The sequence below is a fragment of the Pontibacter mangrovi genome, assembly GCF_006385705.1.
Classification (GTDB): domain Bacteria; phylum Bacteroidota; class Bacteroidia; order Cytophagales; family Hymenobacteraceae; genus Pontibacter; species Pontibacter mangrovi.
In genome coordinates this window covers 1-15,926 of record NZ_VFRQ01000007.1, presented here as the reverse complement: position 1 = coordinate 15,926, position 15,926 = coordinate 1, and the positions used below count along the sequence as shown (strand labels likewise).

At 51.6% G+C, this 15,926-nt stretch carries 11 protein-coding genes; 5 read left to right on the top strand and 6 right to left on the bottom strand.

The genetic code is table 11. The features are described from left to right. Positions 1 to 109: 109 nt before the first annotated feature. The 3 genes from FJM65_RS13575 to FJM65_RS13565 form a co-directional block, all read right to left on the bottom strand. Positions 110 to 4,120: a PAS domain S-box protein gene (locus FJM65_RS13575; protein WP_140622093.1), complete on the bottom strand. Its 4,011-nt coding sequence runs from the start codon at positions 4,118 to 4,120 to the stop codon at positions 110 to 112. A 54-nt stretch (positions 4,121 to 4,174) separates the two neighbouring features. Beyond that, complete coding sequence (locus FJM65_RS13570) at positions 4,175 to 5,530, bottom strand: sigma-54-dependent transcriptional regulator (RefSeq protein ID WP_140622092.1); 1,356 nt, start codon at positions 5,528 to 5,530, stop codon at positions 4,175 to 4,177. Positions 5,531 to 5,838: 308 nt separating this feature from the next. Next, on the bottom strand, positions 5,839 to 6,666 hold the full coding sequence (locus FJM65_RS13565; RefSeq protein WP_140622091.1) for a DUF1206 domain-containing protein: 828 nt from the start codon (positions 6,664 to 6,666) through the stop codon (positions 5,839 to 5,841). 285 nt (positions 6,667 to 6,951) lie between these two features. Between FJM65_RS13565 and FJM65_RS13560 the strand changes: the two genes are divergently transcribed. After that, a complete protein-coding gene (locus FJM65_RS13560) occupies positions 6,952 to 7,536 on the top strand; it encodes a DUF4136 domain-containing protein (RefSeq protein WP_140622090.1) in 585 nt (194 codons plus the stop codon). Between the two features lie 33 nt (positions 7,537 to 7,569). On the opposite strand, the gene FJM65_RS13555 is transcribed toward FJM65_RS13560, so the two are convergent. The 3 genes from FJM65_RS13555 to FJM65_RS13545 form a co-directional block, all read right to left on the bottom strand. Beyond that, positions 7,570 to 9,561 carry a cation:proton antiporter domain-containing protein gene (locus FJM65_RS13555; protein ID WP_140622089.1) on the bottom strand — a complete coding sequence of 664 codons (1,992 nt, stop codon included), beginning with the start codon at positions 9,559 to 9,561 and terminating at the stop codon, positions 7,570 to 7,572. A 90-nt stretch (positions 9,562 to 9,651) separates the two neighbouring features. Continuing rightward, the gene (locus tag FJM65_RS13550) at positions 9,652 to 10,305 is read right to left on the bottom strand and encodes an HD domain-containing protein (protein ID WP_140622088.1); all 654 of its coding nucleotides are present in this window, start codon (positions 10,303 to 10,305) and stop codon (positions 9,652 to 9,654) included. 67 nt (positions 10,306 to 10,372) lie between these two features. After that, positions 10,373 to 10,843 carry a hypothetical protein gene (locus tag FJM65_RS13545; protein WP_181163718.1) on the bottom strand — a complete coding sequence of 157 codons (471 nt, stop codon included), beginning with the start codon at positions 10,841 to 10,843 and terminating at the stop codon, positions 10,373 to 10,375. Positions 10,844 to 11,048: 205 nt separating this feature from the next. Between FJM65_RS13545 and FJM65_RS13540 the strand changes: the two genes are divergently transcribed. The 4 genes from FJM65_RS13540 to FJM65_RS13525 form a co-directional block, all read left to right on the top strand. Beyond that, a complete protein-coding gene (locus FJM65_RS13540) occupies positions 11,049 to 11,867 on the top strand; it encodes a DUF481 domain-containing protein (protein WP_181163717.1) in 819 nt (272 codons plus the stop codon). Positions 11,868 to 12,002: 135 nt separating this feature from the next. Further along, positions 12,003 to 12,785, top strand: coding sequence for a polysaccharide biosynthesis/export family protein (locus FJM65_RS13535; RefSeq protein ID WP_140622086.1), 783 nt, complete (start codon positions 12,003 to 12,005; stop codon positions 12,783 to 12,785). A 7-nt stretch (positions 12,786 to 12,792) separates the two neighbouring features. Then, complete coding sequence (locus FJM65_RS13530; protein ID WP_140622085.1) at positions 12,793 to 15,171, top strand: GumC family protein; 2,379 nt, start codon at positions 12,793 to 12,795, stop codon at positions 15,169 to 15,171. A 40-nt stretch (positions 15,172 to 15,211) separates the two neighbouring features. After that, the coding region (locus FJM65_RS13525) for a GDP-L-fucose synthase family protein (protein WP_140622084.1) at positions 15,212 to 15,926 on the top strand (715 nt) is incomplete at its 3' end.

Below are 15,926 nucleotides of genomic sequence, written 5' to 3'. Positions count from 1 at the left end.
GGTACGCAGTCGCGGCGTTCAGTTAAAAATCAGCTGCAAGAGGCGGTAAGACATGGGAAAGCCGCTGTGCAGGATATGGGCGCAGTGGCTTTTAGGTGCCTGTATTTTTCTAATGGGCGAGCTCGGCTTGCAGTGCATCCGTCACCTCTTCAATAACACGCGCAAGCACCTCCACATCCGCTTTAATCTCCTCCAGGTTTTCCTCTGCTTTGGCGTTGCTCTCTATGCGGCGCACAACATCCTTTAGTTTTTCGATGCGCATGGTGTCTATGGTCGGTTTTAGTTTGTGGGCCGCGGCGCTTACGGCAGGCCAGTCGCCGATCTGGGCTTTTCCCTGCATTTCTGAAACTGTTACGGGCACGGTTTGAATGAATAGCTGCTTTGTGCGCGTAATGAAAGCCTCGTTGCCTCGGGCTATTTTTTCAAGTAACGTCAAATCATAAAGCGGCTCACTAAGGGGGTACTGCATGTTTTGTTCCGGGGTTTGATGAGGGGGTGCCTCCGTTGTGTGGTTTGTGATGACAGCATGAATCTTGGTGAAGAGCTTTTCCTCTTCAAAGGGCTTGGAAAGGTATTCATTCATACCGGCGGCCATGTATTTTTCAGCGTCTCCTTTTAAGGCGTTGGCTGTAAGCGCAATAACAGGCACGTTGGCATGCGCGGGGTCCGTAAAGCGCCGAATAAGCTGCGTGGCTTCTACACCGCTTAGTTCTGGCATCTGGATATCCATCAGAATGACATCGTATACATTTTTCTCCGCCAGGTTCACCGCCTCCTGTCCGTTTAGGGCAACATCCACCTTGGCGCCCCAACCTTCAAGTATAGACTGGGCCAGCAGCACATTAACCTCGTTGTCTTCGGCCAGAAGCACACGGATGGCGCCAAGGCTGGCGTAGTCTATCACCGGTATCAGCTGTGCGTTTTCCACCTCATCAGACTTTTGGTAGGTAAGTATAAACCGGAAGGTGCTTCCTTTGTTCTCTTCGCTTTCCACCCAAATGCGCCCCTTCTGCATCTCTATCAGCGTCTTGCTGATGCTGAGCCCCAGGCCGGTGCCGCCATACTTGCGCGTGGTATTGGCATAAGCCTGGCTGAACCCTTCAAAAATATAACTCATCTTGGAGGAAGGAATGCCTATGCCTGTGTCTGTCACGCTAAACTCTACTGTTATACTTTCCTCCTTGTCTTCCAGGATCTTGCAATCCAGGGTCACGCTGCCGCCTTGGTCTGTAAATTTTATGGCATTTCCTAAGAGGTTCAGCAGCACCTGGTTTAGCCGGTAAGGGTCACCCATAACCAGCGGCACATCCAACCTCTGCTTGTTAAAACGATAGGCGATTTCCTTTTCCTCCGCTTTGTAGAGGAAGGTCTGAAACGCATACTGCACCGTGTCGCACAGGTTAAACGGGATTTCCTCCAGTTCCAGCTTGCCCGCCTCAATTTTGGCGATGTCGAGGATGTCGTTGATGACGACAAGCAGGTTCTCGGCTGACTGGCGAATAAGGTGCAAGTAACTATGCTGTGTATCGTCGAGGTTGGTTTTGCCTAACAGGCCAGCCATGCCCAAAATGCCGTTCATAGGGGTGCGAATCTCATGGCTCATGTTTGCCATAAAATTCTCTTTTACCCGCGCCGATTCCTCTGCCGCTTCCTTCGCCCGGGTCAGTTGCTGTTCGGTGCGCATGCGCTCGGTAATGTCCTGGGCTATGGCGATGATGTAGGGGGCGGTGTCCGGCTCTTCTACCTTATAGTTCTGATAGTACAGGTTCCGCTCTTCTTTTTCCTTGTTGAGGATCGTCAGGATGCCGTCCACCAGGTTTCGGGTATTGAACTGGCTCAGGTACAGGTGAAAGTTCTCTTCGCTGTTTCTCGGGAAGAACTCCAGCAGGCTGTGCCCCACCATTTCTTCCGAGGTATAGCCCAGCATGTTCAGCAAGTATGGGTTAACCGACTGTATCTTGCCTTGTAGGTCGTGGGTGCAAATATAGGCCTGGCTATAGTTAATCAGGTCGCGGTAGCGCTTTTCGCTGTTTTTCAGCGCTTCATCGGCTTTCCTGTTTTCGCTTATATCCCGTACTGCCGACTGTAGCTTTACTGGCTCACCCTGGGCGTTCAGTATGGGGCGCACATTTGTCTCCACCCACAGTTCTGAGCCATCACGGCGCAGCAGGCGGTGCTGCAGGGTCAGAGAATGCCTCTGGTCGATCGCTGTAGTATTTACCTGGTCCTGCACGTCAGTTTGCTCTTCAGGGCGTAGCAAGTCGCAGGGGTGCATTTGCTGTATCTCCTGCTGCGTATAGCCCAGCATCTCTTCTACAGCCTTGGAGGCATAAACAAAGCTGCCGTCCAGGTTGTGCAGGCACACCATGTCTTTCGAGTTCTCCGACAGCAGGCGGTGCAGTTCCTCACTTTGCTGCAGCCGTATGTTTGCCTGCCGCTGCTCGGTAATATCGGTCGAGATGCCCAGGATGTTTATCTCCCCGCTGCTGGTAACAAGCGGCTTTTTGATGGTGCTGAACCAATGCGTTGTGCCGTCCGGTGCCGTGTGCCGTTCCTGTATCCTTACTTCCTTATTCTCCCGGATTGCCTGCGCGTCTATCTCTTCGTAGAAACTGCTTTCCTCTTTAATGCCGTGGTAGTCGTAGTTGGTTTTGCCGATAAGCTCCTGAAGCGGCTTTCTGAAGAGGCGCGCATACTCTTGGTTGGCAAGCACCAGTTTCCCGGCGGCATCCTTTACATAAATCAGGCTTGGGCTTGCGTTGAGCACCTGCCTGATAAACTCGTTCTTTTCCTTTACTTCCTGTGCAACCTTCTTTTCTTCCGTAATGTCCCGAATAATGGCCAGCACTTCATTCTCATGATACTTTAATATGCGGCTTTCAAAGTAGCTCAGGCCATGCGGCAGTTCTAAAGCATAGTCCACCTGCGCCGATTGGCCGGTATCAAGTACCTTCGTAATCTTATCCATCAGCTCGGAGGCAAGCTCCTGGGGCATTATACTGTAGATGTCGTTCCCAATCACCTCGTCTTTAGAAACTAGCAACTGCATTTGTGCCTCGTTTTTCATGTCGAGGTAGGTGCCTTGCCTGTTGATGATGAACATCAGGTCCGGAATGGCGTTGAGTATGGCAGTGTTTTTAGCCTCACTTGCCAAGGCCTCTTCCTGGGCACGGCGCAGCTCTGTAATATTAAGGCCGTGGCCGATAATCAGCTCTACTTCGCCATACGCGTCCAGCACCGGGTTAAGCCTGCGGAGGTAATAGTTCACCTTGCCCTGCCGGTCTACAAGCTGCTCTTCAAACTCAACACGGCCTTTGGTTTTCAGCACACGCTGGAGGCTCCTGCTGCGGTTTTCCATTCTCTCAGCCGGAACATTGCGTAGCCGGCTGTAGTCCTCATTGGTTTTTCCAATGATCCATGCGCGCATTTGAGGATCTGCTATGGCCGTCGGGTTCACGAAGATGTACTGCAGGTGCTTGTTATATACCGCCACATCGGAGGGGATGTGGTTCAGGATGGATTCGTAGAACTCTTTCTGCCGTATTAAAACCTGGTTTTGGCTGCGCACTTGCGTCACGTCTTCTGCCGAGCCGATCACCAGCTTCACCTGGCCGTTCTCCTTGCGTTTAAACACGCTCTCGTAGCAACACAGTGTCTTCACCTCGCCGCGTTTGGAGCGCATGTTAAACTCTACATGGGCAATTTCACCGTCTTTCAGCTCCAGCATCTTAAACGTATGCTGATGAATTTTATACCGATCTTCCGTAACCACAAGGTGGGAGAAAAGCTGCCCCTCCATAAAGGCCACGTCCTGCTCATTGTAGCCCAGGATGGTTTCCAGACGCGCGTTTACATACGTGCAGCGGTCTTCCTCAATGTCGTAGATATAGATAATGTTGGGTAGGGTGCGGGCTATGTTTTGCAAAAGCTTCTTGCTCTCCAACAAGTCGTCCTGCGTCTGCTGCAGCTCCGCCTTCAACTCAGGCATGTTGGTGGGGGCTGCGCCAGCACGCTGATGCACCTGCAACGCTTCCAGCCGCTGTTGGGCCAGTTCTTCGGCTGCTAAACGCGCCGCCTTTTCCTCTGCCAGCTGCCTTAGCAGTTCTTCTTTCGTCGGCATAGTTTCTGTGCTATCAGTAAGCTTTTGTCTGAGCTTCAAATTTTTTTGGCGGCGCTATTTCGTTGCCAGCTCCTGGTTTTGGATCATGCGGTAAATCGTAGATTTACCGATATCCAGTTTCTCAGCCACCAGTAGCACGTTGTTGTCATACTTGTTCAGGAAGCGCTGAATAATCTCCCGGGTATACTCCCGCAGCGGACGTTCCTGCGCCAGAAAGTCGCGCTCGGCGTTGGTAGCAGTTAGGTTAATGTCGTCGGGGGTAATCGTGTTCCCGTCAGCCATGACAACTGCCAGTTCCACCACGGCCTTTAGCTCGCGCACGTTTCCGCGGTAGGCGTGGGCCATCAGCTTCTCCTGCGCCTGCGCCGACAGGGTCATGCGCCCCAGGTTGTTCTCTTTGGCGAAGGCGTCTATGAAATGTTTGGCCAGCACCAGAATATCTGCGCCGCGCTCGTGCAGCGGGGGCAGGTGGATAGGCAGGCCCAGCAGGCGGTAATACAAATCCTCCCGAAAATTGCCTTTCTTTACCTCTTCTGCCAGATTTTTATGCGTCGCAACAATGATGCGGACGTCAACTGGCACCACGCTGTTGCCGCCCACCCGGGTCACTTCTTTCTCCTGGAGTACGCGCAGCAGTTTTGCCTGCAGGTTTATGTCCAGCTCGCCTATCTCGTCCAGGAAAATGGTGCCTTTGTTGGCTTCTTCAAACTTGCCCAGCCTGCGCGCCACCGCACCTGTAAAAGCACCCTTTTCGTGCCCGAAAAGCTCACTTTCAATCAGCTCTTTGGGTATGGCTGCCACGTTTACGGTAACGTACGGCATCTTCTTTCTGGGGCTGTTGTAATGTATGGCTTTGGCTACCAGTTCTTTACCTGTTCCTGTCTCGCCGGTAACCGAAACAGTGATGTTGGTTTTGGCCGCTTTGCCCATCATGGTATACACACGCTTCATGGCATCGCTGTTGCCGATGATGAAGTTGCTAAAATCATACTTCTGGACGATCTCTTCCCGCAGCTGGTCGATTTCCTGCCGCAGCGACACATTTTCCCGAATCTTGTTGATCGTGTTCCATAACCGCTCCGGTGTGTCTTCATCCTTCACGATATAGTCATAGGCGCCCAGTTTGAGCAGGTCTACGGCCGTGGCCACATCCTTCTGGCCTGAAATAACAATGACTTGTGTGTCGGGGCTTTGTTCTTTTATCCGCTTTAGCACCTCGGCGCCGTTTTTATCCGGCAGCGAGTAATCGAGTGTAATTACGTCCGGCCGCTGATACATCTGGCTGATGCAGTCATTGGCCGCATGAAATTTTTTGATCTCGTAGTCAGGGTTCAGAGAAAGATGATATTCCAGCAGCTCGCTGTACCATATATCATCATCAAGTATAAAAATCTTGAAAGGGGCGTCCATTGTGTGGCGATCTCAGTAAAAAGAGTATAACTTTATATAAACAAAGTAAGATGGGATTAGTTAAAAACTTAACGCTGCTGCCATATTTAGTTTGCCAAAGTTGATGCCGCTAAGTAATTGAAATTTATATACTTTTACAATAGGAGAGACAATATTCCGATGATGGGAAATTTTCTCTTATGCTAAAAGTATAATTACGGCAGCTGCCATTAACTGCAAGTATGACAAAAGGGAATCGCAAATGATTCCAAAATAAAAGCGCCTCCTGTTACGGTACAGGAGGCGCTTGCTTGCTCTGGGGAAGTGCTTTAGTAAATGGGTTTATACTTGGCGCGCATAAACATAAACACCCCGTAGAAGATGAGGCCCAGCGCAACGGCGGCAAGTATATAGGAGCCGTAGGAGCCGCTCTCCAGGAACTGAAACGCGTCGCTGCTGCCACCCGCTTCCTTTGCCCTTGCGCTTAAAGCAGCCCTCCCGAACAGGTAACCGATAACAAGCCATACAACGCCACGGGCAACGTAGCCTATCTTGCCGGCGCGTATCATCTGCTCCTCCACCTCGTGCTTTAGCCCGCCGCTTTGCACGTGCTTTTTATACTTGCCGGAATAGCCATAGTATATCTGGTACAGGCCAGAGGCAATGGTGCCTAGGGCCAAAATGCCTACCAGCCACTGCCCAAAAGGTTGTTCCAGCAGCTTAGCTGCAAGCGTTTCTCTGGAGTCGCCGCTGCCGCCGCCGCTATTGCCGATCACCATGCGTGCTGCCAGAAAAGCCAGTGCGCCATACACCAGGCCGCTAAACATGAAGCGCAAGCGTTGCCCCATGCCTTTTGCGTCTGAGCCCTTATGAGCTGTGTCTTTGATCGCTTGGGTAAAACGCCACAAAGTATAGCAAAGAAGGCCGATGGCTACTAAGCCCAGCAGTACGTTGCCGCCCGGCATGTCTTGTATCGTTTTAAAAATGCCCGACTTGCCGGCACTCTCCGTGGATTTTCCGCCTAGCTCGAACGCGGCCATAAAAGCCACCACTCCCACCAGGCAATACACCACGCCTTTTGCTATCAGGCCAAATTTGGCAAAGTTCTCTACCCACGCAGGAGGTGGGCCCGGAACATAAGAGGAAACATCATTCATGTAATTTCAGGTTTTTAATGCATACGTTTGATTTTGACATACACGTTAATTGTACAGCCTGGGTTGCTGCCTCTGCCTTAGGCATAGTGGACCTCTTGTTGTCGGGGGCTGCAGAAGGAGGGGCGTCCATAGTAGTATAAGTTGCGGTTACAGGTAAACCTGTTGTGCGGTATTGGGGTAACAGTAGCATAATGCGGGCCGGTGGTTTTGGCTATACTTTGTTGTATCTTTGCACAGCACCTTAATGCACTGCCTCAAATTTGCATGACTAGACGGACTTGAACGATGAAAAAAATACCTGCACTTCTGCTTACAGGCTTCTTGTCGGCCATGATGGCCTTGCCCGCTTGCGTTACCACTTCTGCCTCGTTGGGGGCAAAATCCATTAAAGCGCCTTACGCCACCAGCCTCCGGCAGGCTACAACCTATGCCTGGTATCAGTCAGAGCCGCAGGGGCAGCCGGAGTACATAAACGGATACAAAGCATCTTTGCATAAGAGCCTTGTAAAAGCTGTGGAGCAGCAAATGCAGGCGCAAGGGTATACCAAGGTGGCGCAAAACCCTGATGTGCTGGTGGCTTACGATGTGAGCGTGTCGGTGCCGAAGGAGAAAGACAAGCCAGAAAACTTTTCCGAAGGCTTTGGCTATAGTTATGCCTACATGACTGGCTACCGCTATGACTATGGCCAGGCGGATATGCCCGGTTACCGCAGCGTGGACTTGTTTAAGGAAGGCACTCTTATCATCGACCTGATCAACCCCAGGTCTAACATGTTGCTGTGGCGCGGGTGGGCTGAAGGAGCGCTAAGCCCGGGCGCTGGCAGCGGAGCTGTTGAGAAAAGGGTAGAGGAGGTGCTGGAGCAGCTGTAGTTTTATACTTAACTAAGTATAAATTCAACTGTGTTACTCTTTAATGTAATTACTGAAGCGCATCACATCTGTGGGCTTTCCTACCACATACAGTAGGTCGCCGCGCTGCAGTTGCGTGTCTGCGTTAATGTTCAGGATCGTTTCATTTTGTCGTTTAATAGCCACTACCGTGATGTTATAGTGGCTGCGGATATTTGTCTTTAATAACGGCACACCCACCAAGACTGGGTCTTTGGTATACACACGAAGGCTCGCCACTTCTATGTCTGGCAACTCTGCCCCCAGGCTCGCCACATCGGCATGGGTAGCGGTCAGGCTGCGGAGCATCTCGTAATTATCTGATCTGATCTTCTGCGTGAACGCTTCAATCTCGTCCCGTGGCATGAGGTACTTGTTTAGGGTACGCGTAAAAATCTCGATGCTCGTTTCAAACTCTTCTGGTATTACTTCATCGGCCCCAATGCGGTAGTTGTCCTCCATTTCCTGCACAAAACGCGTGCGCACAATAATATGTACCTTGTCCGACAGCTCCCGAATAGTGGAGATGATGCGCTTCGTGGCCTCCGGATCTGAAATGGCAATAACGACTACCCGTGCCTTGTGTATATTGATGTGTGTCAGGATCATTGGGTGCACCGCATCGCCGTACACAATGGGTTCGCCCTTCTTTTTCTCCTCTTTTACCGTTACGGCGTTTAGCTCTACGATAACATAAGGGATATGGGCATGGCGAGCCGCTTTAGCCACATTTCTTCCGTTTATGCCATACCCAATGATCACGATATGGTCGTCCAGCTCAGGCAAATCGTGGTGGGCGTCCTGCTGCTGCGCGGCAAATGGCATCGCTTCTTCTTTAGAGGAAAAGGGAGAGGCGATAAGGTCGGCCAGCTTGCGGTAAGAGCCCATGACAAAGGGCGTAATGGCCATGGTAAGCAGCGAGACAGACAGAAAGTACTGATAGGTTTCCGGGGATAGCAGTTCGTATTCGATGCCAGTCTTGGAAAGTATGAAGGCAAACTCACCTACCTGGAAAATGGACAGGCCCACCAACAGCGAGACTCGCAGCGGGTATTGCAGCATGCGGGCAGCCAGCGTGGCCACGATGCCCTTGAGCAGGAAAGCCAGGAGCGTGAAAAATAAAATAACGGGCAGGTGTTGCAGCAGAAAGCCAAAATCAAGCAGCATGCCTATCGACACAAAAAAGAAACTGGTAAATATCTCCCGGAAGGGGAGGATGTTGCTGGTGGCCTGATGGCTATACTCTGACTCCGAAATAATCAAGCCTGCCATAAAAGCACCTAGCGCCAGCGATAGCCCCAGACTAGAGGTAAGCCATGCTACGGCAAAGCAAATCACCACCACGCTAAGTATAAACAGCTCTTTGCTCTTGGTTTCCGCCACCTGGTAGAGGAGGCGCGGCACCAGGTAGCGGGCACTGATCAACACAAACAGAATCACGAAGGCCCCCTTCAGCAGCATCAGCAAAAGCGCTATGGCAATATTCTCTGTGCCTCCGGCCATTAGCGGTGCCAGGAGCATCATGGGAACAACAATAATGTCCTGAAAAATAAGGATCCCCAGTACCACACGCCCTTGCGGGCTGTTTATCTCACCGCGGTCCTGCAGCAGCTTCAGCACGATGGCTGTGCTGCTCAGGGCAATTAAGAACCCCATGAACACGGCCTCGCTCCAGGTAAATTTTAAGAGCACCATCACCAGTGCCACCATGCCAATGGTAACCATTACCTGGGTGGTGCCTCCCAGGAGCACCGTGCGCTTTATCAGGGCCAGCTGTTTTAGCGAGAACTCCATGCCGATGATAAAAAGCAGCAGAATCACGCCGATCTCCGCCAGAATCTCAATGTCGTGGGAGCCATGCACCAGGCTCAGGCCATGGGGACCAGCAATAACGCCGGTAGCCAGGAAACCAAGTATGGTGGGCAGTTTAAACCGCTGGAACACCAGGATAACGACCACGGCCAGCCCAAGAATAATAACTATATCTGAGAGTAAGGGAATCTCCATATATCAGGGAAAATACAAGTATAAACAGTAGCTTTTATTCCAAAGCCAGGATGCTTCTTACCTACGCAATTAACGGAGCTGTTGCCAAAATTAAATTTCTCCGTTCCACTCGGCGTAAAACTGGGACAGGAAGCCCTCCATGTACTGGTGCCGCTGATCGGCTATGGCTTTGGCTGTTTTGGTGTGCATGCGGTCTTTTAGCAACAGGAGCTTCTCGTAAAAATGATTGATGGTTGGCGCAGCACTGGTCTTGTACGCCTGAAACGATTCGTGCATGATTGGCTGAATGTCGGGGTTATATATTTCCCGGCCCTTGTGGCCGCCGTAGGCAAAAGTGCGGGCAATGCCAATGGCGCCGATGGCATCCAGCCGGTCCGCGTCCTGCACCACCTGCCCCTCCAGGGTAGGCATAGCGGAGGAGGTGCCGGCGCCCTTAAAAGACAGTTCGGCAATGATGCGGCAGACATGCACAATGGTGTCCGGCTCCACCTGGTGCTGCTCCATCCATTCGCGTGCCATGCGCGGCCCTACGGTTTCGTCGCCGTTATGAAATTTGTGGTCGCCGATGTCGTGCAGCAAAGCGGCTAATTCTACTACGTACAGGTCAGCTTCTTCTTGCCGAGCTATATGCTTGGCATTGTTCCATACCCGTAGGATGTGCCACCAATCATGACCGGAGCCCTCCCCGGACAAAAGTGCACGCACGTAAGCAGCGGCCTTTTCTATTGTTTCTGTGCTATACATGGCCAAAAGTTAGGATTTCTGGCCCAGAAGCAAAACCTTTTTTTGTAGTTGCGGCCTTCGCGACAAGCTATACTAGTTCCAGGTGGGCCGGAACCTGCAACTTCGGGGTGGCAACCTTGGTGGGCAAGGCTTCTTCCAGAAGGTCTGCCCAGGTATGAAGGTACAGCACCACATCCTCCCGCACGTTGTGCTTTAAATGCTGTCTATCAGCCGGCAGGTGCTCAACAACCGCTGGCAGCGTAAGCATTTCGAGGTGGGAGAGTTCTTCGCGGGTGAGGCCGAGCTCCAGCATCTGGTCAATCATCTCATCAAGCGGCAGGCCGCTCTGGGGGCAGTAATCGCGCAGCTGCTCGCGCCAGTCGCCGTAGCGCCACATGGCAGCCCCGTGTATTTTGCCTTTGCTGTACCCGGTTATGGTTTGGGCCAGGTGGCCGCAGTTGCAGCTACCCATGTGTCCCCATGCATACTTGTCACCCCGTTGTATGCGCCGGGCCGTTTCGCGAATTGCGCGTATCAACTTCACAGAACTTCTTGCCATATCATCCAAGTATAAATTACATGCTTCAGCCGAAGAGCAGGTTTACCAGCCGGTAAAAGCAGCCTGATCGTGTTCCTTTCATTCAAAGTCCACTTGCTCCTCTGATTAATATCCGTTAGACTTGAGGAAATGTTTAAGAATTTGACGCAAATCTATGCCTGATCGTCTCCGCTACCACAGATTAATTTCCCATATATCCCGTCGGTTGACTTTAGTAAGCATGGCGGCCTTGCTGTTGCTGTTTATACTTCCTGGTCGCGTGCAGGGCCAGATCTTAAACATTGAGCGCGCGCGGGTGGAGCAGGATTCTGCCAACTACTTTACGGGCAAGGCCGGCCTTAGCTTCTCCATGTTTAACCGTAACGCCGGCAAAGACAATCCCAATAATTACCTGCAACTTACGTTTGATGGAAATGTGGCTTATGTTTCGAAACTGCACAGTTACCTGTTGCTGAACTATTACAATTACCTGTTGGTCAACTACGACTCCAAAGAACTGCGGAACACGGTGGCAAGCACAGGTTACTCGCATGTGCGGGTAAACTTTTTCCGGGCCAGAAGGCTGTCTTATGAGGCTTTTTCGCAGGTGCAGGCAGATAAGGCAAGGGGACTGGAGCTGCGCACGCTTGCCGGGGCAGGCTTGCGGTACCGCTTGTTAAAAAGAGAGGCGAGCGGCGTTTACCTTGGCAGTGGCTTAATGCACGAACACGAAGAGTGGTCTAACCCGGAGGAGGACAACCAACTGATTGCCTCTAATCTTGTAAAACTTACAAACTATGTAAGCGGGAAAGCCACCATTAACGAAAACGTAGGCGCAGAAGGAATTGCCTATTACCAGGTTGGTTACGATAAACGCATCGACTCTTTTAGGAACAGAATAAGCGGCGATGTGTCGTTACAGGTAAAAATATACAAGTGGTTTTCAATCAGAACGGGCTTTAGCTGCACTTTCGAGGACAAGCCGATTGTGCCGGTGACGCGTTTTGTGTACGCCATCTCAAACGGGGTGCAGGTGCAATTCTGAAGGCTGCTTTAAATATAATTGAGGCTGAAAATGCTGAAACGAGAGATAATTTCATAATTTTACCTTTTCAAGTAGTGTAGGTTGGTGAATCATACTCACCATTCGTTACCTTTAGGTAAAAAGATATTAACGCTGATGCGCAAAACCTTTATTGCATGGTGGTTTATACTTGGGATGGTTGTTTTTGCCTCCTGCGTGCCCCAGAAAAAGCTTCTCCTGCTTCAGGAGAAACCCGATGTTGAGAATCAAGGAAAGGCTGACGAACTTATTAAGACGTTTGAGCTGCATAAGCCAGTTTATACATTACGGCCCGGTGATGTGCTTTCGCTTAAAGTGCAGACCACCACTCCCACAGAGTATAACTTTCTGAATACCCCCGCAGTCGTTTCGGGTTCGGATGACCCGGTGCTGAGCGGCTATACCATAGAAGATGACGGAAATATCCTGCTACCTGTGGTGGGTAAAATTCAGCTGCTCGGCTTAACGATGCCAGAGGCACGCGCAGCCGTAACGGAGGCTTTAAAGCCTTTCCTGGCAAACCCCACCGTCAACCTGCGCCTGCTCACCTTCCGCTACACCATCGTTGGGGAAGTTGGCCGTCAGGGGCAGTTCACTACCTACCAGGATAATATCAATGTGATGGAGGCCATCGCGACAGCCGGCGGATTGAACAGCTACGCGAATCGCGGTAAAATTAAGCTCATCCGCTACGAAGGGGGCCAGGCAAAGGTATATGCCTTTAGTCTGCTGGATGAGGAAACGATTGCCAAAAACAATTTTTACCTGCAGCCAGACGATATGATCGTGGTAGACCCGCTGCCAGCTAAATTTTTCCGTGAGAACGTGTTGGGCACCTTCTCCCTCGGCTTTGGCATTTTAGCCTCAGTTGTTCTCCTAATCGATAGACTTTCAAGATAAGTATAAGTTGGAATCAACATTCAATCCTGAAGAAAACAGCTTTATAGATTTTAAGGCGCTTTTAAATTCAGCCATATCCAAATGGTACCTGTTCGTTTTGGGTGCCGTCTTGGCCTTGCTGGCCGCTTACCTGGTAAACAGGTACACTGTGCCTGAGTATGAGGTAACCTCCTCTGTGATGATATCCGGAGATGCTGGCCAGAACGCCAATGCGGCGGCCCTGCTCTACGGCACAGAGCTTTACAAAGGAACGCAGGGGCTCACCAACGAGTCTATTCTCCTGAAAACTAAACTGCTCGCCAAGGAAACGCTGGAAAAGCTGGATTTTCGGGTCAGCTACTATATCCAGGGCAACGTCCTCCTGCTCGAAGCCTATAAAAGCGAAGCGCCTATCCATGTCACTTTTGACTCCACTACTGCCGCAGCCATACCTTACGGTGTTCCGTTTAAAGTAAGCCTGGAGGATGAGAATTCCTATACCTTATCTACTGAGAACCAGCGCTGGAACAGTAAGTTGGCAGACCAAAGCTTCAAGTTTGGGCAATCCTACTTAGTTGATGGTTTCGCGTTCACGATCGATTTGCTTCGGCCTGAGCCATTTGCCGGCAATGAGGTACTGTTCCAGGTGAATGATCTGGATGACTTGGCAAAGAGGTATGCGTCTAATCTCTCGGTTGCGCCTTACGGCAGTGATGCTTCGGCCCTTGTGCTGACGGTAAGCGGCACAACCCCGAAGAAAGACATCGACTACCTGAACGCTCACATGGAAACGTACCGGCAGAACAACCTCGATATCAAGAATGCCAAGGCCACCGGTACGCTTAGTTTCATCGATCAGCAGCTTCAGCAGATCAGCGACTCCCTCTACTTTATCGAAACAAGGCTAGAGGAGTTTAAAAAGCGAAATGCAGCCATGGACCTGAGTGCTGCAGGGGCTAAGGTAGCAGGCGAGTTGCAGACGCTGGAGCAGCAAAAGGCAGAGCTGCTGATGAATTCCCGCTACTACGACTATCTCTCCAGCTATTTGAGCAAAGAGAATCCCAATGAGCAGATACAGGCGCCAGCTACGTTGGGTATAGGCGACCCGGTTTTAAATGCGCTGGTTTCCCAGTTAGTTACCTTGCAGACCGAGCTTAGCGTGGCTTCGTCGAACCAAGGGCAGCAGAATCCAACCATCATGCTCAAAAAGCAGCAGTTGAATGAAGTACGCGCCTCATTGCTGGAGAACCTAAAAAGCCTTGAAGATGCAAACCAGATAGCGCTGAATAACCTGAACAAGCGAATCCAGGCGGCGGCGGCGGAGATGCAGAAACTGCCTTCCTCTGAAAGGCAGCTGATCAACATCCAACGCCTCTATAGCCTGAGCGAAAACCTGTATGTGTTTTTGATGGAGAAACGGGCCGAGGCCGGCATTTCCAAAGCGGCCAACACCTCTGATGTCACCATCCTTAAAGAAGCCTCCATCAACAAGCAAACCGCGCCGCTGCCACTCCGAAACTACGGTATTGCCTTGGCAATTGGCTTGGGACTTCCGTTTGCCTTTATTTTCATCAAAGAGTTGATGAATAACAAGATCCATACCGTAGAGGACATCGCGAAATTTACTGAGTTGCCGCTGCTTGGGCTTGTGGGACATAACAAGAAAGATGATAACCTGCTGGCTAACTTAAGCCCGAAATCAGCCTTGGCGGAGGCCTTCCGGACAGTGCGCTCTAACTTGCGCTACATGACTGGGGTAAATGACACGGGGGCCAACGGAGGGAAGATCATTGTCATCACCTCCTCCATAAGTGGCGAGGGCAAGACGTTCTCTGCCAAGAACCTGGCTTATATCATCTCCATCTCTGGGGAGCGTACGCTGCTGGTAAACGCCGACATGCGCAAGCCCAACAACAACACAGATTTAGGTGTTAGCAAAAGCTCGGGTCTGAGCAATTTTCTGGCGGGTCATGTTTCTTTGGAGGAAGTGATCTATCCAACTATTCAGGAGAACCTGCACGTGCTGCCTTCTGGCGATATACCGCCAAACCCTTCAGAGCTACTGTTAAGCGGCAGAATGAATGAACTGGTAGGCGAGCTCAAAAGCAAGTATGACTACATTATCATGGATACACCTCCGGTAGGGATTCTTTCGGATGGCCTGGAACTGATGCAGATCTCAGATGCGAACGTGTTTATGGTGCGTCAGGATTATACTATCCGCGATTTCATGAAAAACCTGCAGCTGCAGGTTGAATCCGGCAAAATTCGTAACACAGCCGTGCTGTTTAATGATGTAGACTATAAGAAGTTAAACTACGGGTATGGCTATGGGTACGGCTACGGATACGGCTATTATGCCGAAGACAACGAAACAAAGTCATGGTGGAAACGAATAAGGGGGTAATTCCCCTTTTTCGTTTATATACTTTTCTGTAACATTTAATATGCACAAAGACTCTAAGATATACGTGGCGGGCCACCGGGGCATGGTGGGCTCTGCCATCGTGCGGAAGCTCGGGCAAGCGGGCTTCGCCAACATCATCACCCGCACATCAAAGGAACTGGACCTTAAGAGCCAGCTGGCCGTGGAGGGCTTCTTTGCCGAGGAGCAGCCGGAGTACGTGTTCCTGGCCGCCGCCAAGGTGGGCGGCATCCAGGCCAACGACACCTTCCGCGCCGAGTTCCTCTACGACAACCTCATGATCGAGGCCAACGTCATCCACGCCGCCTACCGGCACAAGGTGGAGAAGCTCATGTTCCTGGGCTCCTCCTGCATCTACCCCAAGCTGGCGCCCCAGCCCCTGAAGGAGGAGTACCTGCTGACCGGGCCGCTGGAGCCCACCAACGAGCCCTACGCCATCGCCAAGATCGCCGGCATCAAGCTCTGCGAGGCCTACCGCGACCAGTACGGCTGCAACTTCATCAGCGTGATGCCCACCAACCTCTACGGCTACAACGACAACTACGACCTGGCGGGCTCCCACGTGCTGCCCGCCCTCATCCGCAAGTTCCACGAGGCCAAGGAGAGCGGCGCCCCGGCCGTGACGGTGTGGGGCACGGGCAGCCCGCGCCGCGAGTTCCTCTTTGCCGACGACCTGGCCGAGGCCTGCCTCTACCTGATGGAGCGCTACAGCGGCCGCGAGCTCGTCAACATCGGCA

Bases quoted from the DNA above. Each gene is read 5' to 3' on its own strand.
- FJM65_RS13545 (WP_181163718.1), bottom strand. From the start codon at position 10,843: ATGGCAAGAAGTTCTGTGAAGTTGATACGCGCAATTCGCGAAACGGCC.
- FJM65_RS13555 (WP_140622089.1), bottom strand. From the start codon at position 9,561: ATGGAGATTCCCTTACTCTCAGATATAGTTATTATTCTTGGGCTGGCC.
- FJM65_RS13550 (WP_140622088.1), bottom strand. From the start codon at position 10,305: ATGTATAGCACAGAAACAATAGAAAAGGCCGCTGCTTACGTGCGTGCA.
- FJM65_RS13575 (WP_140622093.1), bottom strand. From the start codon at position 4,120: ATGCCGACGAAAGAAGAACTGCTAAGGCAGCTGGCAGAGGAAAAGGCG.
- FJM65_RS13565 (WP_140622091.1), bottom strand. From the start codon at position 6,666: ATGAATGATGTTTCCTCTTATGTTCCGGGCCCACCTCCTGCGTGGGTA.
- FJM65_RS13570 (WP_140622092.1), bottom strand. From the start codon at position 5,530: ATGGACGCCCCTTTCAAGATTTTTATACTTGATGATGATATATGGTAC.
- FJM65_RS13560 (WP_140622090.1), top strand. From the start codon at position 6,952: ATGAAAAAAATACCTGCACTTCTGCTTACAGGCTTCTTGTCGGCCATG.
- FJM65_RS13535 (WP_140622086.1), top strand. From the start codon at position 12,003: ATGCGCAAAACCTTTATTGCATGGTGGTTTATACTTGGGATGGTTGTT.